This is a genomic window from Mycobacterium sp. NTMscope_MAC_269 (assembly GCF_976985695.1).
Window position 1 is genome coordinate 86,248 of record NZ_OZ335668.1, and the last position, 18,151, is coordinate 104,398.

An 18,151-nucleotide genomic window follows, 5' to 3' on the forward strand; every position below is an offset into this window, starting at 1 on the left:
GTCACCCCCGCCCGGCACACTGACGCCATGCTCGACTTGGTCCTGCCGGCCGAATGCGGCGGCTGCGGGGCGCCGTCGTCCCGTTGGTGCGACGTCTGCGCCACCGAGCTGGCCGTCCGGCCGGACGAGCCGCATGTGGTGAACCCGCGCATCGACGCGGGGGTCCCGGTGTTCGCGCTCGGCCGCTACGCCAACGCCCGCCGGCAGGCGATCCTGGCGCTCAAGGAACACGGCCGCGCCGATCTCGTCGCGCCGCTGGCGCGTGCCCTGGCCCTCGGGGTGCACCGGTTGCTGTCGTGGGGGATCGTCGACACCCCGCTGACCGTCGTGCCCGCGCCGACCCGGCGTTCGGCCGCCCGCCGGCGCGGCGGCGACCCGGTCACCCGGCTGGCCCGCGCCGCGGTGGCACACCACCCGGAGATCGAAGTCGCCGCGGCGTTGCGGATCAAGGCGTTGACCCGCGACTCGGTGGGCCTGGGCACCGCCGCGCGCGAACGCAACATCACCGGCCGGGTCGTGCTGCGCGGCCGGGCGCCGCGCAGCGACGTCATGGTCGTCGACGACATCGTCACCACCGGGGCGACCGCGCGAGAGTCGGTGCGCGTTCTTCAGGGCGCGGGGGTCCGGGTCGTCGCGGTGCTCGCGATCGCCGCCGCGTAAGTCTGTGCCGCAGCCAAGAGGATGTGAAGAACTCGCAACAGCTCTGCGAAATTAGTGGCATGGGTAGGCGAACACGAGCTAACGTCGGAATCAACATTCATTGACTCACTGGTCGGGATTTTCCCAGGTTGAGCCCCACTTGCGGGAAGGGGTGAGTAATCGACACCTTGCACCGGCGGGCAGCCTGCGGCGGTAGCCAGTCTCGAACCGCTCCCACCTCGTCGGCGCATTAAGCCAGCCGGGCACGCAATGCGCGTGCGACGTGTAAAGAGAAACGAGTTGTCACGTATGTCAAGGCTATCCGTGGATTCCGGTCAGATTCTGGACCAACCGCCCTCCGTCACCGATGGGCAAGCCCAACCGACAACCACCGCCGACGTTGTGTTCAAAGGCCGCAACGTAGAAATTCCCGATCATTACCGTCTGTACGTCTCCCAAAAACTCGCCCGCCTCGAGCGGTTCGATCGCTCCATCTACCTTTTCGATGTCGAGCTCAAGCACGCCCCCAACCGGCGGCAGCGCAAATCCTGTCAACGTGTGGAGATCACCGCCCGCGGCCGGGGCCCCGTGAGCCGGGCGGAGGCCTGCGCCAACAGTTTCTACGCCGCGTTCGAATCCGCGGTCGACAAGCTGGAGAGCCGGCTGCGCCGCGTCAAGGACCGCCGCAAGGTCCACTACGGCGACAAGACTCCGGTCTCGCTGGCCGCCGCCACCGCGGTGCCACCGCCCGCGCCGACGCGCGGCGCGTCCGACGCGCCCGCCGAGCAGGATGGGGCGGAACCGGACCACGAACCCGGGCGGATCGTGCGGACCAAGGAGCATCCGGCCACGCCGATGACGGTCGACGACGCGCTGTACGAAATGGAGCTCGTCGGGCACGACTTCTTCTTGTTCCACGACAAGCACACCGAGCGGCCGTGCGTGGTGTACCGGCGCCACGCCTACGACTACGGCCTGATCCGGCTGGGCTGACCGCGTCGTCCCGCCGAACGTCGACTTGCTGCGGGATTCCACGCGAACTGGCGCACCAAGTCGACGTTCGGCGTCCAAAGAGCGACGTCACCTAGGATGGGTGTCGCCAAAGACTCCGATCCGGCCCGGTGACGATGCAGAGCGCGTAGCGCGATGAGGAGGAGCCGGGCGATCAGACCGTAGAGGACATAGCTGTGCTGTCGAAGTTGCTGCGCCTTGGCGAAGGTCGCATGCTCAAGCGTCTCAAGCGGGTGGCTGACTACGTCAACACCTTGTCCGACGAGATCGAGAAGCTCACCGACGCCGAGTTGCGAGCCAAGACCGACGAGTTCAAGAAGCGGCACGCCGACGGCGAGAGCCTCGACGACCTGCTGCCCGAGGCCTTCGCGGTGGCCCGGGAGGCGGCCTGGCGGGTGCTCGACCAGCGGCCGTTCGAGGTGCAGCTGATGGGCGGCGCGGCGCTGCACTTCGGCAACGTCGCCGAGATGAAGACCGGTGAGGGCAAGACCCTGACCTCGGTGCTGCCGGCCTACCTCAACGGCATCGGCGGCAAGGGCGTGCACATCGTCACCGTCAACGACTACCTGGCCAAACGCGACAGCGAGTGGATGGGCCGCGTGCACCGCTTCCTCGGCCTGGACGTCGGCGTGATCCTCGCCCAGATGACCCCCGACGAGCGCCGGGTGGCCTACAACGCCGACATCACCTACGGCACCAACAACGAGTTCGGGTTCGACTACCTGCGCGACAACATGGCGCACTCGCTCGACGACCTGGTCCAGCGCGGGCACAACTTCGCCATCGTCGACGAGGTCGACTCCATCCTGATCGACGAGGCCCGCACCCCGCTGATCATCTCCGGCCCCGCCGACGGCGCCTCCAACTGGTACCTCGAGTTCGCCCGGCTGGCGCCGCTGATGGAAAAGGACACCCACTACGAGGTGGACCTGCGCAAGCGCACCGTCGGCGTGCACGAGCTCGGCGTGGAGTTCGTCGAAGACCAGCTCGGCATCGACAACCTCTACGAGGCCGCGAACTCGCCGCTGGTCAGCTACCTCAACAACGCGCTGAAGGCCAAGGAGCTGTTCAACCGCGACAAGGACTACATCGTGCGCGACGGCGAGGTCCTCATCGTCGACGAGTTCACCGGCCGCGTGCTCTACGGCCGCCGCTACAACGAGGGCATGCACCAGGCCATCGAGGCCAAGGAGCACGTCGAGATCAAGGCCGAGAACCAGACGCTGGCCACCATCACCCTGCAGAACTACTTCCGGCTCTACGACAAGCTCGCCGGCATGACCGGCACCGCCCAGACCGAGGCGGCCGAGCTGCACGAGATCTACAAGCTGGGCGTGGTGCCCATCCCCACCAACAAGCCGATGGTGCGCGCCGACCAGTCCGACCTGATCTACAAGACCGAAGAGGCCAAGTACATCGCGGTGGTCGACGACGTCGTCGAGCGCTTCGAAAAGGGTCAACCGGTGCTGATCGGTACCACCAGCGTCGAGCGTTCGGAGTACCTGTCGCGGCAGTTCCAGAAGCGCCGCGTCCCGCACAACGTGCTCAACGCGAAGTTCCACGAGCAGGAGGCGACCATCATCGCGGTCGCCGGCCGCCGCGGCGGCGTCACGGTGGCCACCAACATGGCCGGTCGAGGCACCGACATCGTGCTGGGCGGCAACGTCGACTTCCTCACCGACCTGCGGCTGCGTGAGCGCGGCCTCGATCCGGTGGAGACGGCCGACGAGTACGAGGCGGCCTGGCACTCCGAACTGCCGAAGGTCAAGGAGGAGGCTTCCAAAGAGGCCGAAGAGGTGATCGAGGCCGGCGGTCTGTACGTGCTGGGCACCGAGCGGCACGAGTCGCGGCGCATCGACAACCAGCTGCGCGGCCGCTCCGGCCGCCAGGGCGACCCGGGCGAGTCGCGCTTCTATCTGTCCCTGGGCGACGAGCTGATGCGCCGCTTCAACGGCGCCGCGCTCGAGGCGATGCTCAACCGGCTGAACCTGCCCGACGACGTGCCCATCGAGGCCAAGATGGTCACCCGGGCGATCAAGAGTGCCCAGACGCAGGTGGAGCAGCAGAACTTCGAGGTCCGCAAGAACGTCCTCAAGTACGACGAGGTGATGAACCAGCAGCGCAAGGTCATCTACGCCGAGCGCCGCCGCATCCTGGAGGGCGAAAACCTCAAGGAGCAGGCGCTGGACATGGTCCGCGACGTGGTCACCGCCTATGTCGACGGCGCGACGACCGAGGGCTACGCGGAGGATTGGGACCTCGAAGCCCTGTGGACGGCGCTGAAGACGCTGTACCCGGTGGGCATCGACCACGCGCCACTGACACATCACGACGCCGACTCCGAGCGCGACGACCTCACCCGTGAGGAATTGCTGGAAGAGCTGCTCAAAGACGCCGAACGTGCTTATGCCACAAGGGAATCCGAGCTCGAGGAGATCGCCGGCGAGGGCGCGATGCGTCAGCTGGAGCGCAACGTGCTGCTCAACGTCATCGACCGCAAATGGCGCGAGCACCTCTACGAGATGGACTACCTCAAGGAGGGCATCGGGCTGCGCGCGATGGCGCAGCGCGATCCGCTGGTCGAGTACCAGCGCGAGGGCTACGACATGTTCATGGCCATGCTCGACGGCATGAAGGAGGAGTCGGTCGGCTTCCTGTTCAACGTCACGGTCGAGGCCGTGCCCTCCCCGCAGGTTGCCCCGGTCCAGACGCCCGAAGGGCTGGAGGAATTCGCCACCGCCGCCGCCGGAAAGCAGGGCGGTACCACGACGGCCGTGCGCGAAGAGGCCCCAAGCACGTTGCGCGCCAAGGGGATTGACAACCAGGCGCCGGCGCTCACCTATTCCGGCCCGTCGGAGGACGGCTCGGCGCAGGTGCAGCGCAACGGCGGCGACGCCAAGACGCCGGCCGGGGTTCCCGCCGGGGCCAGCCGCCGCGAGCGGCGCGCGGCGGCGCGGCAACAGGGCCGCGGCGCCAAGTCGCCCAAATCGGTGAAGCGGCGCTAGCGGCCGGCCGCACGCTCGGCGTCCGGAAACGTGCCTGGCGCGGCCGAAAATGAGGCATCGGGGGCCATGTTCAAACGCGCCCGCGAGGCGCACAATCAGCGAATGAAGCGATTCTCGATAGTCGGTTACGGCGCCGCCGCTTACCTGCTCTTTCTCGCCGCATTTCTGTACCTGGTGGCTTTCTTGGGAAACTTCTGGGTGCCGCGAACCGTCGATCACGGGCTCTCCGCGCCCATCGGTGAGGCGGTGCTGATCAACATCGGTCTGCTCGCCGTGTTCGCCGTCCAGCACAGCGTCATGGCGCGGCCGTCGTTCAAGGGCTGGTGGACGCGGCTCGTGCCGTCGTCGATCGAGCGCAGCACCTACGTCGTGCTGTCCAGCCTTGCGCTCGTGTTGCTCTACTGGCAATGGCGAACGATGCCGGCCGTCGTCTGGGATGTGCGGTTGTCGGCCGGGCGCTTGGCGCTGTGGACGTTGTTCTGGCTCGGCTGGGCCATCGCGCTGGCCGCGACGTTCATGGTCAGCCACTTCGACCTGTTCGGCCTTCGCCAGGTCTACCTGGCCTGGCGCGGAGAACCCTACACGCACATAGGTTTTCACGCCCGGATGCTGTACCGGCTGGTCCGTCACCCGCTCATGCTCGGTTTCGTCATCGTCTTCTGGGCGGTGCCCACCATGACGGCCGGACACCTGCTCTTCTCGGTCGCCATGACGGGCTACATCCTGGTCGCCACCCACCTGGAAGAGCACGACCTGGTGGAGGCTCTCGGTGGGCAGTATCGCGACTACCGTCGTCGGGTGCCGATGCTGCTGCCGCTGGGACACCGGCCGCGCCGCGACCCGGCCCAACCGGCGGAGCTGCATTAGCTTTCGGGCAAGCTGGCGGTCCGCTGACGGCGCGCCGCGCGACCTGTCAGGATTGACGTCATGGATGTCAAGGAGGTGCTGCTGCCCGGGGTCGGTCTTCGCTACGAATTCACCGACCAAAAGGGCGACCGCATCGGCATCATCGCGCGGCGCAGCGGCGATTTCGACGTCGTCGTCTACGCCCGCGAGGATCCGGACGAGGCCCGGCCGCTGCTGCACCTCAACGACCAGGAGGCCGAGGCCGTGGCCCAGATCCTGGGGGCACCCCGAATCGCCGAACGGTTCACCGAGCTGGCCCGCGAGATACCCGGGCTCGAGACGGGGCAGGTGCACATCTTGGCCGGCAGCCCCTTCGTCGACCACCCGCTGGGTGATACCCGCGCCCGCACCCGCACCGGGGCGTCCATCGTCGCCATCGTGCGCAACGAGGAAGTGCTGGCCTCGCCGGGCCCCGCGGAGACGCTGCATGTCCGGGACGTTCTGATCGTGATCGGCACCGAAGACGGCATCGCGGGCGTCGAGCAAATTATCGACAAAGGTTGAGCCGGTGCAAATCTCGGGGACGCTGTTGCTACAACTCGGCGCCCTCCTGGCCACGCTGGCCGTATTGGGCGCCGCCGCACGCCGATTCGCGTTGTCGCCCATCCCCGTGTACCTGCTGGCCGGGCTGGCCTTGGGCAACGGCGGGATCCTGCCGATGGCCGCCGGCGGGGAGTTCATCACCACCAGCGCGCCCATCGGCGTCGTCTTGCTGCTGCTCACCCTGGGGTGTGAGTTTTCGGCGGCCGAATTCTCGTCCAGCATGCGCCACCACCTGCCGTCCGCCGCCGTCGACGTCGTCCTGAACGCCGCGCCCGGCGCGATCGCCGGCTGGCTGCTCGGACTGGACGGGGTGGCCATCCTGTGCCTGGCCGGGGTCACCTATATCTCCTCCTCCGGCGTCATCGCCCGGCTGCTGGAGGACCTGCAGCGCCTCGGTAACCGGGAGACGCCGGCGGTGCTGTCGGTGCTGGTGCTCGAGGACTTCGCGATGGCCGCCTACCTGCCGCTGTTCGCCGTCCTGGCCTCAGGCGGCGGGTGGCTGCACGCCGTCGGCGGCATGGCGGCGGCGGTGGGCGCCCTGGTGGCCGCGTTCGCCGCCTCCTACCGCTGGGGCCATCACGTGGACCGGCTGGTCGCACACCCCGACTCCGAACAGCTGATGCTGCGGGTGCTGGGCATCACGCTGATCGTGGCGGCGCTGGCCGAGTCGCTGCACGCCTCGGCCGCCGTGGGCGCGTTCCTGGTGGGCCTGACACTGACCGGGGAAACCGCCGAGCGGGCCCGCCAGGTGCTGGGGCCGTTGCGCGATCTGTTCGCCGCCATCTTCTTCCTGGCGATCGGTTACGCGGTGGACCCGCAGGAGCTCATCCCCATGCTTCCCGCGGCGCTGATCCTCGCGGCGGTGACCGCGGCGACCAAGGTGGCCACCGGGATGTTCGCCGCCCGGCACGACGGGGTGGCGCGGCGCGGCCAGCTGCGCGCGGGCACCGCGCTGATCGCCCGCGGCGAGTTCTCGTTGATCATCATCGGATTGGCGGGCAAGTCGCTGCCCGCGGTCGCGGCGTTGGCGACGTCCTACGTATTCGTCATGGCGATCATGGGGCCGGTCCTGGCCCGCTACACCGGTGGCCCGCGGACGGCCGCCGCGACGAGGTGACCGGCGCGGTCACCCGATGTGCAGGGCCACCACCATCCATCGGGCCCCGCTCGCCAGGCTCACCTGCTCGACCCGGCAGGCGATGGCGTGGACCCGGTCCCCGCGGCTGTAGGAGCCGAAGACCTCGGCCGCCGTGTCCGGGTCCCGGTGACCCGACGGCTGTAACCGCATCCGGCGCAACACCGCGGCACCCGCGTGGCCGGGCGCCCGCCCGGCCGCCGAACACCCCACCGCGACAACCGAATCCACCAGGCTGGGCGACAGCAGCGGACGCAGCTGGGCGGCCGGGCGGCGCCGGTCGATGACCTCCAGCACGCGTCGCAGCGCAGCGTCGGCGAAGGTCGCCGCCTGGCGCATCCGCGGCGACATGACCGTGGCCGAATCGGGCGCCGGCGCCCTGCTGGGCGGCCCGGTGTAGGGGCGCGGCGCGGTGTGGCCGCCGCGATGGCGCAACGGGGCGCGCGAGGACGGCCGGCACGGAGCAACGGTGCGCGGCACGTCCTGGGTTTCCGGCTCGTACTCGACGACTGGTATGACGGTGAAAGCGCCGGATGGATCGGCAACGGGGCTACAGTTCAACGCGCACTCTCCAACTCTTCGGCCGGACCGGAAGCCTGCTGGAGAGGGGCAGACAGTGGTCATCATGGCATAACTCGGGCAAGCGCGTTCCCACGCGGACGTGCGCCCCGGGCGCACGATTACCGTGGGCCAGACATCGCTTAAGCCGACAGGGCGATGAAATCGACGAGGAGGACTGCGCCGTATGGTGACCCGGTTGTCCCCGCCGGACGCGTCGTTCTATCGGCTGGAAAACACCGCCACCCCCATGTACGTCGGATCGCTGGCCATCCTGCGCCGTCCGCGTGCCGGACTGAGCTACGAGACGCTGCTGGCCACCATCGAGCAGCGGCTGCCCCAGATTCCGCGGTACCGGCAGAAGGTCCGCGAGGTGCCCGTCGGCACGGCCCGCCCGGTGTGGATCGACGACAACGACTTCGACATCACCTATCACGTGCGGCGCTCGGCGCTGCCCTCGCCGGGCAGCGACGGGCAACTGCATGAGCTGATCGCGCGGTTGGCGGCGCGGCCGTTGGACAAGTCGCGGCCGCTGTGGGAGATGTACCTGGTCGAGGGCCTGGCCAAAAACCGGGTCGCCCTCTACACCAAATCGCATCAAGCCCTGATCAACGGGATGGCGGCGCTGGAGATCAATCACGTCATCAGCGATCGGACCAAACGCCCGCCCCCGGCCCCGGAAGACATCTGGGTCCCCGAACGCGATCCCGGCAACACCCGCCTGGTGCTGGGCGCGATCGGTGAGTGGGTCGCGGGTCCGAGCGCGCAACTGCAGGCCGTCGGCTCCGCGCTCGGCGGCCTGGTGACCAACTACGGCGAGCTCGTCGGCGCCGGCCGCCGGGTGTTCGATTTCGTGCGCAACCTGGCCCGCGGCGACGCGCCCAGCAGCCCGCTCAATGCCACCGTTTCGCGTCATCGCCGGTTCACCGTCGCCGCCGGCAGCCTCGAGGACTACCGCGCCGTGCGGGCCCGCTACGACTGCGACGTCAACGACGTGGTGCTCGCCGTGATCGCCGGCGCGCTGGGCAACTGGCTGATGTCGCGCGGGGTGGCGGTCTCGCCGACCGCGACGGTGCGGGCGATGGCGCCGCTGTCGGTGTACGACGACGGCGACCTCGACGCGAGCGGCCCCGGCCAGGCGATCAGCCAGGTGATGCCGTTCCTCGTCGACCTGCCGGTGGGGGAGCCGAACGCCGTGGTGCGGCTCTCGCAGATCGCGCACGCGACCGAGTCCAACCCGACGGCCGCCCATCTGGTGGACGCCAGGACCATCGTCACGCTGTCGGGGTTCGCCCCGCCCACGCTGCACGCCATGGGGATTCGGGTCGCGACCAGTTTCCCGAGTTTCTCCAAGCGCACGTTCAACCTGCTGATCACCAATGCGCCCGGGGCCCAGTCGCAAATGTATGTCGCCGGCACCAAGTTGCTCGAGACCTACGCGGTGCCGCCGCTGCTGCACAACCAGGCGCTGGCGATCGGCGTGACGTCCTATAACGGCATGCTCTATTACGGAATCAACGCCGACCGCGAGGCCATGAGCGATGTCGACCTGCTGCCGGGCCTGCTGAGCCAGGCGCTCGAGGAACTGCTGGAGGCTTCCCGGTCCTAGGCGGCGGTCAAAACCCCTGCGTGCGGCTATCATTCGGTGCTGTGAAGCCAGCCGTGCCCGCGAGTGGGAACCACCGGCGCCGCACATGACGGTCGTCTACATCCCCGCCACGCTCGCCATGCTGCAGCAGCTCGTCGCCGACGGCTCGGTGCGGCCGGTCAGCGGCACGGCGTTCGCGCTGACGCCGAAGCTGCGCGAGGCCTACGCCGAGGGCGACGACGACGAGCTCGCCGACGTGGCGCTGCGCGAGGCGGCGCTGGCGTCGCTGCGCCTGCTGGCCACCGAAGCGCCGTCGGAATCCGCGCCGCCGCGTCGCGCCGTGCTGGCCGCCGACGTCGACTTCGACGCATCCGGGGTCACCTACCGTCCCGACCTGGACGACGCCGTGGTCAGGCTGCCCGGCGCGGTCCCGATCGAGGACGTGATCGCCGCGTACGTCGACAACGCCGGCGCCGAAGAGGCGGTGGCCAGAGCCATCGAGGCCGTCGACGCCGCGGACCTGGGCGATGAGGACGCCGAGCTGATCGTCGGCGACGCGCAAGACCACGATTTGGCCTGGTACGCGAACCAGGAGCTGCCGTTTTTGCTGGAACTGATGTGAGGCATCCCCGCCCGCAGCGCTAGCTACGACACCGTAGGTTACGGTACCGTAGGTTTCGTGAAGCACACAGAATCGATCACAATGTGAGCGTCAGCAAAACGCCACGTCGTGAGCAGGAGCTTCCCCTGGGCAAACGAAACCCATCGATCACGGGCAACGTCGTCGACACCAAGCGACCCGTGGTCGCCGGTGCCGACCGGCATCCCGGCTGGCACGCCCTGCGCAAGCTCGCCGCGCGCATCACGACGCCGCTGCTGCCCGACGACTATCTGCACCTGGCCAATCCGCTCTGGTCGGCGCGCGAACTGCGAGGACGGGTCCTGCAGGTGCGCCGCGAGACGGAGGACTCCGCGACCCTGGTGATCAAGCCCGGCTGGGGCTTCAATTTCGACTACCAACCGGGCCAGTACATCGGCATCGGCCTGCTGATGGACGGCCGCTGGCGCTGGCGGTCGTATTCACTGACGTCGGCCCCGGCGGCGACCCCCGCGCGCTCCGGTTCGGCGCGCACCGTGACCATCACCGTCAAGGCGATGCCGGAAGGGTTCCTGTCGTCGCACCTGGTGGCCGGTGTGGAGCCGGGCACCGTCGTCCGGTTGGCCGCGCCGCAGGGCAACTTCGTCCTGCCCGATCCCGCGCCGCCGTCGATCCTGTTCCTCACCGCCGGCTCCGGGATCACGCCGGTGATGTCGATGTTGCGAACCCTGGTGCGCCGCAACCAAATCGGTGACATCGCGCACCTGCATTCGGCGCCCACCGAATCCCACGTGATGTTCCGCGGCGAGCTGGCCGCGCTGCAGGCCGACCACCCCGGCTATCGGTTGCAGCTGCGCGAGACGCGCACCCAGGGCCGGCTGGAGCTGTCCGCGCTGGACGCCGACGTGCCCGACTGGCGTGAGCGCCAGACCTGGGCCTGCGGGCCGGAAGGCCTGCTCATCGCGGCCGAACGCGTATGGTCGGCCGCGGGTATCGGCGAGCATTTGCATCTCGAGCGGTTCGCGGTGTCCAAGGCAGCGCCCGCCGGTGCCGGTGGCACGGTCACGTTCGCCCAGAGCGGACGCACCGTCGTCGCCGACGCCGCGACGTCGCTGATGGATGCGGGGGAGAGCGTCGGGGTGCAGATGCCCTTCGGGTGCCGCATGGGGATCTGCCAGTCCTGCGTGGTCGGCCTGGTGGAGGGCCACGTCCGCGATCTGCGAACCGGCCAGGAACACGACCCGGGAACCCGGGTGCAGACCTGTGTGTCGGCCGCCTCCGGCGATTGCGTGCTCGAAATTTAAAGGCTACTCAAAGGTAACCTACGGCTTCGTAGGTTACGATAGCGTAGGTCTGGAACACCTCAACGACCGAACTAACGACCGCAGGGAGATGACGACGATGGCGATCACAGACGTCGACGTATTCGCCCATCTGACGGACGCCGATATCGAAAACCTGGCCTTTGAGCTCGATGCCATCCGCCAGGACGTGGAAGACTCGCGCGGCGAGCGGGACGCCCGCTACATTCGCCGCACCATCGCGGCCCAGCGCGCGCTCGAGGTGACCGGCCGGCTGTTGCTGGCCGCCAGCTCGCGGCGCTCGGCCTGGTGGGCGGGGACCCTGACCCTGGGCGTGGCCAAGATCGTCGAGAACATGGAGATCGGCCACAACGTCATGCACGGCCAGTGGGACTGGATGAACGACCCCGAGATTCATTCCTCGACGTGGGAGTGGGACATGAGCGGGTCGTCCAAGCACTGGCGCTACACGCACAATTTCGTGCACCACAAGTACACCAACATCCTGGGCATGGACGACGACGTCGGCTACGGCCTGCTGCGCGTCACCCGCGACCAGAAATGGAAGCGCTTCAACATCTTCAACCTGGTGTACAACACCCTGCTGGCCCTCCTGTTCGAGTGGGGCGTCGGCCTGCAGCACGTGGAGCTCGGCAAGATCGCCAAGCGCCGCATGGACAACGACGAAGCCCGGGAGCGGGTCGACGAGTTCCTGGCCAAGGCGGGGCGGCAGGTGTTCAAGGATTACGTGGCGTTCCCCGCGCTGACCTCGTTGTCACCCGGAGCCACCTACATGTCCACGCTGAAGGCCAACGCGCTTGCCAACGTGATTCGCAACGTGTGGGCCAACGCGGTCATCTTCTGCGGCCATTTCCCCGACGGCGCAGAGAAATTCACCAAGACCGACATGATCGGCGAGACCAAGGGCCAGTGGTATCTGCGACAGATGCTGGGCAGCGCCAACTTCGAGGCCGGCCCGGCGTTGCGGTTCATGAGCGGCAACCTGTGCCACCAGATCGAGCACCACCTGTACCCCGATCTGCCGAGCAACCGGCTGCACGAGATCTCGCTGCGGGTGCGCCAGGTCTGCGACAAGTACGACTTGCCTTACACCACAGGCTCTTTCCTGCTCCAGTACGCGAAGACGTGGCGCACGCTGGCCAAGCTGTCGCTGCCGAACAAGTACTTGCGCGACGACGCCGACAACGCCCCGGAGACCCGCAGCGAGCGGATGTTCGCCGAACTCGAGCCGGGTTTCCTGGGCACCGATCCGGCCACCGGCCGCCGCCGCGGGCTCAAGTCCGCGATCGCCGCCGTGCGCGGTTGGCGGCGCGGGAAGCGTGCGGACGCTGCCCGGCGCGCCGACGGCGACCTCGCGGCCTAGGCCAGCGCGCCGAACGTGTACCCACTGCGACTATTTCGCTGATTTCTCGCGCTGGGTGCACGCTCGGCCGGCCGACCCTGACCCTCAGGGGTGCGTGACGAGGTAGGTCTCGTTGTCCAGGTCGGCCGTGAGGTCGTCGACGTCGAACGGGCGGTCGAGGCGGGCGGCCAACGCCTTCGGATCGATGAGCAGGCTGATCTCGGCGGTCTGACGGGCGAACAGGCGCCCGATGAGGGGATAGATTCGGCGCATGACGGCCCGCTCCGCCGATGTGCAGCGCGACGCACAGTAGCCGACGTGGCCGATCTCGTCGGTGAGGATTTCGCTGTAGAGCAGTTCGATTCGCTCGGCGACGTCGGGTTCATCGGCGAAAAGCCTTGTGCCGGCACGGCGTAATTCATCGAACAGGATGCAGCCCGCCATCTCCGCGGCTCCGACGAACATGAACCCGAGCCGTTCGGGGACGAACACGTTCGCTTTGACGAACTGGCGTATCACGAAGGGCGGCGGGACGACCTGGAAGGTCAGGTCGAACACGTCGAGCGCGTAGGCCAGCAGCCGAGTGTGGTAGTGCTCTTCGAGTTCGAGGTAGACGCGCTCGGGCGGCACGCTCTCGTCGCTGTTGCGCCCGTAGGTCTCGCCCAGCCCCACGCCGAACCGCTCCGCCTGATTGAGCTTGGCGGTTGCCAGTAGGAAGAGCATCTTGTCATCCAGCCCGGCCTCGGGTCGCCGGCGGCGCAGGTTGCGCAGGAAGGTGGTTCGGTCGGCGGGATGGGCCGACCGCACGGGATTGGATTCGATGTCGCTGAAGAACTGCTCGCGGTTGGCCAGCCGCCTGTTGAGCAGATCGGCCTCGCCGTCGCGCTTGGCCAGGAAGTCCCGGTAGCCTTCGATGTCGGTGGTGTTCATCGCTTCTCCAATCCTTTGACAATCGTTGTCACATAACGGCTTAACAGCGCGGCATCGTGGGCCCCGGTGGCTAGCAGCGCGAAGAGCCCGGTGAGGAAGAACGTCGCGAGTTCGGCCGCGTCGACGCCGGAGTCGACCTGCTCCGCGTCTTGCGCTCGGCCGATGACGCCGACCAGGAATTGTCCGACCGGGTGCTGGGCGAACTCCTCTTCGACCGGACGGGTCGAGGAGAAGTGCAAGCCGAGCATGTCCCGGAAAACCGCTTCGCCCAAGCGACTTTTGGCGCTGAGCACGTGATGCACCAGCTGGGAGAGCACCGACGTCAGATCGCCCTTGGCCTCGCCGAGTTCGCTGATGATCCGCATCTCCTCGACGCGCTCCACCTCGATAAGTACGTGCTCCTTGGTCGGGAAGTGGAAATAGAACGTCCCCCGGGCCACGCCCGCGTCGGCGACGATGGCGCTGACATCGGCGGCGGCCAGCCCGCGCCGCGAAATCTCGGCCAACGCCGCCTCGAATAGGCGCGCCCGGGTCTCCAGTCGGCGCGTTTCGCGGACGCTGCCACCCGGCGATCCGGTCGCGGATGGCGCGCGTGGTGACTGCATGGAGGCACCGTACGCCTCGTGACTGACGGGCGTCAATGACGGGCGTCAGTGAATTGTCAGCGTGCGCCGTGGCGTCACAGCATCCCTCGAGACATGTATCGTCAGCCTTTCGGTAAGCACCCACCTTGGCGCGTGCGCAGACACTGAGGACACCCACGATGAGCGGTCAATGCAGCGACGACGTCGAACGCATCGTCCACCGGCTGGGGTTCAGTTGCGAGCACGCGTCGCCATGGGTGACGCTGCGAAACCCATTCGGATTGGCGAATTGGACGCTGCCCGTTCTCGAAGTGCTGATCGTCGCGGGCGCCGCGCTGGCGCTCTGGTGGGCGATCCGTCGGCGGCGCCGCGACGGGGACCCCGTCAACCTCGTGATCTGGTTCGCCACGGTGATTTACCTGCTGATCGTCGAGCCGCCGCTGTACTTTCCCACCGTCTTCGGCGTCGACGGCTCCATCGGTGCGGTCTTCGCGCACAACGTCTTTACGGTCCAGTTCATGTATGACCGGCTGCCGATCTACATCGTCGCGCTGTACCCGGCGATGATGACGCTGGCCTACGAGGTGGTGCGCAGCCTCGGCGTGTTTCGGGACTGGGGCGCGGTCGTCGGCGCGGTGTGCGTGGGATTCGTCCACCACTGCTTCTACGAAATCTTCGACCAGTTGGGTCCACAACTGCGCTGGTGGGCATGGAACACCGACAACGCGATCAACCATCCGATGCTGGCGTCGGTGCCGATGAGCAGCGTGTTGCTCTTCGCCACCGTCGGACCGGCCTGCGTCGCATTGTTCGCCCAGCTATTGGTGACTCGTCCCATCGAACGCGGCCGATTGCTGAGCCGAATTGGCTTGGTCGGCCGCACATTCGCCATTGCGGTGCTGGTGCCGGTCGGCTTGGTTGTCGCCAATGTTCCGATTCTGCTCGCCGGTGGCGAACATCCCGACAGCGCCCTGCGGCGCGCCGTGTACTTCGTCATCCTTGGTGCGTTCGCCGTGGTGGCGATCCCGATCCTGTTGCGGCAGTGGCGCAACACCAGGTTCACGCCCAACGCCCGCAATCCCTTCGTCGGAGTCTTCGGGACCGCATTCTTGATCGTGCTCGGGGCGCTGTGGTTGTCGGCCATGCCCGACTACCTGGGCGCCTCGCATGGCCTCACCCCCGACGGAACACCCACTGGCAACCCGATATACGCGCTGGCGTGCTTTGTGCTCGCCGTCGCGCTGATTATGTCGGTGACAATCAGCCCCGGCCGTCCCGCGGCTCTCGTGCGGCGAGTGCAGCGGACGCGGCGCGGGGTAGCGCCATGACCGCCCCGGTTACCTTTTCGGCCAGTGCCGCCAGTTTGGCGTCGAGTTTCTCTGCTGCGCTGAGCAACTCGGGATTGGTCTCGACGACCATCAGCGACGACGGCTTGACGTAGATCAGACTGCTGCCCGTGCCGTTATCGGTGACGAGCAACTCGACCGGGGCGAACAGACCCGCGGTCACGTCGTGGCGCAGCATGGTGATAGCGATCAGCGGGTTGCCGAGGATGACGCGCAACGCCTTGCGATCGATGCCGGCCTTGGTGATCCAGGCCCCATGGTCGACAATCCCGAACAGCATGAATCCGCTTGGGCCGACGTGGGATTCGACGCGTTCCTGGTATGTCCGCCAGTCGCCGGTGGACGTCACGATGTCATTGATCGGCACCGGTTGCTCGCCGATGTCGGCCAGCAGCGCGGCGACCAGCTCGTCGTAGCTTCTGGTGCTGTCGTAGCGCAGTCGTACGCCGTCGAAGCGGCTTTCAGACGCAGACATTTTCGGCCTCCTGAAGCAGTTCGGCGTTCTCGTGCACCTGCGTGCGTGGGGTGCGATCTATCAGCAGGCTGAGCATGTCGGGCCGGCTGTAGTGGCCGTCGGCATCCATCAGGACTTTCCGGGTGTTGATCAACGACAAGTCGAGATCGGCGATGACCTCGCCCTCACCGGAGCGCAGCGGCTCGCCGAGGTATTCGCCTTGGGGCGTGATGATCGCGGTGAAGTGGCCACCCGAAATCGGGCCGATCGGGCAGCCCGTGTCGGCCATGATCTGCGCCTGTTGGTCCGCGTCCAGCCAGGCCGTCGCATTGACGACGAAGACGCCCGCCTCGAGCGCATGATTGCGCACGCTGATCTCCATCTGCTGCCCGAACAGGTCGCCGCCGAACGATCCGGGGAACATGCTCGAGTGGATCTGCTCGCCGTCGGCGATCAAGGCATAGCGGGCCAGCGGGTTGAAGTGCTCGTAGCACGCCAACTGCCCGATCCGTCCGACCACGCTGTCGACGGCGCGCAGCCCGCTGCCGTCGCCCTGGCCCCAGACCATCCGTTCGTGGTACGTCGGCATGATCTTGCGGCGGCGCTGCAGCAGGGCGCCGTCGGCGTCGAACAACAGCTGCGTGTTGTACAACGAGCCGCCGTCACGCTCGTTGACGCCGATCGACACCACCATGTGAGCCGTACGCGCGGCCTCGGCGATCGCATCGACCGCCGGCGACGGTATCGTCACGGCCTGATCCAGCAGCCTGAGGTGCTCGGGCCGCATCTCGAAAGGGCGCTCGACAAACGAGAAGTACGGGTAGTAAGGCACCACCGTTTCCGGGAAGGTGGCGAACTGCACGTCACGGCGGGCCAGCTGTTCGACCTTGGCGATGACCTTTTCCACGGTGCCCTCGCGGCTGTAGAGCACCGGGCTGAGTTGCACTGCGGCGGCGCGGATTACGGTCATCGTCCCGCCTCCTAGTCCAACCGCTCGATGATGGTGGCGTTGGCCATGCCGCCGCCCTCGCACATCGTCTGCAGCCCGTACCGGCCGCCGCGCTGCTCCAAAGCGTTGACCAGCGTCGTCATCAGGCGAGCGCCGCTGGCGCCCAAGGGGTGACCGATCGCGATCGCCCCGCCGTTGACGTTGGTCTTGGCCAGATCCGCCCCGGTGTCGCGCGCCCAGGCCAGCACCACGGGCGCGAACGCCTCGTTCACCTCGAACAGGTCGATGTCGGCGAGTGCCAGGCCCGCTTTCGACAACACCCTCTCGGTGGCCGGAATAACGCCGGTCAGCATGTAGAGCGGGTCGGAGCCCACCACGGTGGTGGTGTGGATCCGGGCCAGCGGGCGTAGGCCCAACTTCCCCGCGACCTCGCTGCTGGTGATCAGCACCGCGGCGCTGCCGTCGGACAGCGGTGAGGAGTTGCCCGGCGTGATCTCCCAATTGATCTGCGGGAAACGTGCTTTGGCCGCCTCACTGTAGAACGCCGGCTGCAGGCCGGCCAGCGTCTGCACCGTCGTGCCGGGCCGGATGATCTCGTCGGTGGCGAGTCCGGCGATCGGAATGAGCTCGTTGTCGAACAGGCCTTCCTTGGTGGCGCGGGCGGCCTTCTCGTGGCTGCCGGCGGAGAACTCGTCGAGCTCGGTGCGCGAGAAGCCCCATTTCGCGGCGATCAGTTCGGCGCTGATGCCTTGTGGCACCAGGCCGTCGGGGTAGCGCCGGGTCATGTCCTCGCCCATCGGGTTGCTGCCCGGTGACACTTGGCTGCCCATCGGGACGCGGCTCATCGACTCGACGCCGCCGGCGATGACCAGGTCGTAGGCGCCGGCGATCACGCCCTGCGCGGCGAAGCTGATGGCCTGCTGGCTGCTGCCGCACTGGCGGTCGATCGTGACACCGGGCACCGACTCCGGGAAACCCGCGCCCAGCAGCGCGTTGCGGGCGATGTTGGCCGCCTGGTCGCCTACCTGGGTGACGGCGCCGGCGATGACGTCGTCGACCTGGGCCGGATCCACGCCGGTGCGGGCCACCAGCTCGCGCAGGCTGTGCGCGAGCAGGTCGGCGGGCAGCACATTGTGCAGCGCGCCACTGGCTTTGCCCTTGCCGATGGGGGTGCGCACTGCTCCGACGATGACGGCGTCGCGGCCCTGGTTCATGGCTCCTCCTCGAGTCCATCTGGGTAT

At 67.7% G+C, this 18,151-nt stretch carries 17 protein-coding genes; 11 read left to right on the plus strand and 6 right to left on the minus strand.

Features of this window, described 5'->3' with window-relative positions; all coding sequences use genetic code 11:
• Nucleotides 1-27: 27 nt before the first annotated feature.
• The 6 genes from ACZ50Z_RS00405 (at nucleotide 28) to ACZ50Z_RS00430 (ending at nucleotide 7,221) form a co-directional block, all read left to right on the plus strand.
• On the plus strand, nucleotides 28-660 hold the full coding sequence (locus tag ACZ50Z_RS00405) for a ComF family protein (protein WP_464481768.1): 633 nt from the start codon (nucleotides 28-30) through the stop codon (nucleotides 658-660).
• Between the two features lie 303 nt (nucleotides 661-963).
• Nucleotides 964-1,632 (plus strand): ribosome hibernation-promoting factor, HPF/YfiA family, encoded by a 669-nt coding sequence (gene hpf, locus ACZ50Z_RS00410; RefSeq protein ID WP_464486020.1) that lies wholly within the window; start codon nucleotides 964-966, stop codon nucleotides 1,630-1,632.
• A 194-nt stretch (nucleotides 1,633-1,826) separates the two neighbouring features.
• Nucleotides 1,827-4,655, plus strand: a complete 2,829-nt coding sequence (secA, locus tag ACZ50Z_RS00415) for a preprotein translocase subunit SecA (protein ID WP_464481769.1) — start codon at nucleotides 1,827-1,829, stop codon at nucleotides 4,653-4,655.
• 102 nt (nucleotides 4,656-4,757) lie between these two features.
• Entirely contained in the window at nucleotides 4,758-5,522 is a 765-nt protein-coding gene (gene mddA / locus ACZ50Z_RS00420; RefSeq protein WP_464481770.1) for a methanethiol S-methyltransferase, read from the plus strand.
• A gap of 60 nt (nucleotides 5,523-5,582) precedes the next feature.
• Nucleotides 5,583-6,065, plus strand: coding sequence for a cation:proton antiporter regulatory subunit (locus tag ACZ50Z_RS00425; protein ID WP_464481771.1), 483 nt, complete (start codon nucleotides 5,583-5,585; stop codon nucleotides 6,063-6,065).
• A 4-nt stretch (nucleotides 6,066-6,069) separates the two neighbouring features.
• On the plus strand, nucleotides 6,070-7,221 hold the full coding sequence (locus tag ACZ50Z_RS00430; protein WP_464481772.1) for a cation:proton antiporter: 1,152 nt from the start codon (nucleotides 6,070-6,072) through the stop codon (nucleotides 7,219-7,221).
• A 9-nt stretch (nucleotides 7,222-7,230) separates the two neighbouring features.
• Here the strand turns inward: ACZ50Z_RS00430 and ACZ50Z_RS00435 are convergent, their stop codons facing one another.
• The gene (locus tag ACZ50Z_RS00435; protein ID WP_464481773.1) at nucleotides 7,231-7,800 is read right to left on the minus strand and encodes an Rv3235 family protein; all 570 of its coding nucleotides are present in this window, start codon (nucleotides 7,798-7,800) and stop codon (nucleotides 7,231-7,233) included.
• A 184-nt stretch (nucleotides 7,801-7,984) separates the two neighbouring features.
• Between ACZ50Z_RS00435 and ACZ50Z_RS00440 the strand changes: the two genes are divergently transcribed.
• The 4 genes from ACZ50Z_RS00440 to ACZ50Z_RS00455 all read left to right on the plus strand — a co-directional run bounded on the left by ACZ50Z_RS00440 (nucleotide 7,985) and on the right by ACZ50Z_RS00455 (nucleotide 12,668).
• Nucleotides 7,985-9,406, plus strand: a complete 1,422-nt coding sequence (locus ACZ50Z_RS00440) for a WS/DGAT/MGAT family O-acyltransferase (RefSeq protein ID WP_464481774.1) — start codon at nucleotides 7,985-7,987, stop codon at nucleotides 9,404-9,406.
• Nucleotides 9,407-9,491: 85 nt separating this feature from the next.
• Nucleotides 9,492-10,007, plus strand: a complete 516-nt coding sequence (locus ACZ50Z_RS00445) for a DUF6912 family protein (protein ID WP_464481775.1) — start codon at nucleotides 9,492-9,494, stop codon at nucleotides 10,005-10,007.
• Nucleotides 10,008-10,132: 125 nt separating this feature from the next.
• Nucleotides 10,133-11,287 (plus strand): ferredoxin reductase, encoded by a 1,155-nt coding sequence (locus ACZ50Z_RS00450; protein WP_464486021.1) that lies wholly within the window; start codon nucleotides 10,133-10,135, stop codon nucleotides 11,285-11,287.
• A 97-nt stretch (nucleotides 11,288-11,384) separates the two neighbouring features.
• Nucleotides 11,385-12,668 carry a fatty acid desaturase family protein gene (locus ACZ50Z_RS00455; protein WP_464481776.1) on the plus strand — a complete coding sequence of 428 codons (1,284 nt, stop codon included), beginning with the start codon at nucleotides 11,385-11,387 and terminating at the stop codon, nucleotides 12,666-12,668.
• Nucleotides 12,669-12,752: 84 nt separating this feature from the next.
• Here ACZ50Z_RS00455 and ACZ50Z_RS00460 read toward each other — a convergent pair whose 3' ends face one another.
• Together ACZ50Z_RS00460 and ACZ50Z_RS00465 are read right to left on the minus strand one after the other, a co-directional pair.
• Nucleotides 12,753-13,577, minus strand: a complete 825-nt coding sequence (locus ACZ50Z_RS00460) for a hypothetical protein (protein WP_464481777.1) — start codon at nucleotides 13,575-13,577, stop codon at nucleotides 12,753-12,755.
• Nucleotides 13,574-14,182 carry a TetR/AcrR family transcriptional regulator gene (locus ACZ50Z_RS00465; RefSeq protein ID WP_464481778.1) on the minus strand — a complete coding sequence of 203 codons (609 nt, stop codon included), beginning with the start codon at nucleotides 14,180-14,182 and terminating at the stop codon, nucleotides 13,574-13,576. Before ACZ50Z_RS00465 ends, ACZ50Z_RS00460 begins: the two co-directional genes overlap by 4 nt.
• A gap of 158 nt (nucleotides 14,183-14,340) precedes the next feature.
• Here ACZ50Z_RS00465 and ACZ50Z_RS00470 point away from each other — a divergent pair, with 158 nt between their 5' ends.
• Nucleotides 14,341-15,489 carry a hypothetical protein gene (locus tag ACZ50Z_RS00470; protein ID WP_464481779.1) on the plus strand — a complete coding sequence of 383 codons (1,149 nt, stop codon included), beginning with the start codon at nucleotides 14,341-14,343 and terminating at the stop codon, nucleotides 15,487-15,489.
• Here ACZ50Z_RS00470 and ACZ50Z_RS00475 read toward each other — a convergent pair.
• From ACZ50Z_RS00475 to ACZ50Z_RS00485, 3 genes are read right to left on the minus strand one after another with little or no spacing between them, the layout of a single operon-like run.
• A complete protein-coding gene (locus ACZ50Z_RS00475) occupies nucleotides 15,422-15,982 on the minus strand; it encodes a DUF302 domain-containing protein (RefSeq protein WP_464481780.1) in 561 nt (186 codons plus the stop codon). The genes ACZ50Z_RS00470 and ACZ50Z_RS00475 overlap by 68 nt on opposite strands.
• Complete coding sequence (locus ACZ50Z_RS00480) at nucleotides 15,969-16,931, minus strand: carbon-nitrogen hydrolase family protein (protein ID WP_464481781.1); 963 nt, start codon at nucleotides 16,929-16,931, stop codon at nucleotides 15,969-15,971. The genes ACZ50Z_RS00475 and ACZ50Z_RS00480 overlap by 14 nt, the downstream gene beginning before the upstream one ends.
• An 11-nt stretch (nucleotides 16,932-16,942) precedes the next feature.
• Nucleotides 16,943-18,124 carry a thiolase family protein gene (locus ACZ50Z_RS00485; RefSeq protein ID WP_464481782.1) on the minus strand — a complete coding sequence of 394 codons (1,182 nt, stop codon included), beginning with the start codon at nucleotides 18,122-18,124 and terminating at the stop codon, nucleotides 16,943-16,945.
• Between the last annotated feature and the right edge of the window lie 27 nt (nucleotides 18,125-18,151).

What these genes read in the sequence shown, in the direction of transcription:
- ACZ50Z_RS00445 (WP_464481775.1), top strand. Translation starts at nt 9,492, where the DNA reads ATGACGGTCGTCTACATCCCCGCCACGCTCGCCATGCTGCAGCAGCTC.
- ACZ50Z_RS00465 (WP_464481778.1), bottom strand. Translation starts at nt 14,182, where the DNA reads ATGCAGTCACCACGCGCGCCATCCGCGACCGGATCGCCGGGTGGCAGC.
- ACZ50Z_RS00460 (WP_464481777.1), bottom strand. Translation starts at nt 13,577, where the DNA reads ATGAACACCACCGACATCGAAGGCTACCGGGACTTCCTGGCCAAGCGC.
- ACZ50Z_RS00440 (WP_464481774.1), top strand. Translation starts at nt 7,985, where the DNA reads ATGGTGACCCGGTTGTCCCCGCCGGACGCGTCGTTCTATCGGCTGGAA.
- ACZ50Z_RS00455 (WP_464481776.1), top strand. Translation starts at nt 11,385, where the DNA reads ATGGCGATCACAGACGTCGACGTATTCGCCCATCTGACGGACGCCGAT.
- ACZ50Z_RS00480 (WP_464481781.1), bottom strand. Translation starts at nt 16,931, where the DNA reads ATGACCGTAATCCGCGCCGCCGCAGTGCAACTCAGCCCGGTGCTCTAC.
- ACZ50Z_RS00470 (WP_464481779.1), top strand. Translation starts at nt 14,341, where the DNA reads ATGAGCGGTCAATGCAGCGACGACGTCGAACGCATCGTCCACCGGCTG.
- ACZ50Z_RS00425 (WP_464481771.1), top strand. Translation starts at nt 5,583, where the DNA reads ATGGATGTCAAGGAGGTGCTGCTGCCCGGGGTCGGTCTTCGCTACGAA.
- mddA (WP_464481770.1), top strand. Translation starts at nt 4,758, where the DNA reads ATGAAGCGATTCTCGATAGTCGGTTACGGCGCCGCCGCTTACCTGCTC.
- ACZ50Z_RS00405 (WP_464481768.1), top strand. Translation starts at nt 28, where the DNA reads ATGCTCGACTTGGTCCTGCCGGCCGAATGCGGCGGCTGCGGGGCGCCG.
- ACZ50Z_RS00475 (WP_464481780.1), bottom strand. Translation starts at nt 15,982, where the DNA reads ATGTCTGCGTCTGAAAGCCGCTTCGACGGCGTACGACTGCGCTACGAC.
- ACZ50Z_RS00485 (WP_464481782.1), bottom strand. Translation starts at nt 18,124, where the DNA reads ATGAACCAGGGCCGCGACGCCGTCATCGTCGGAGCAGTGCGCACCCCC.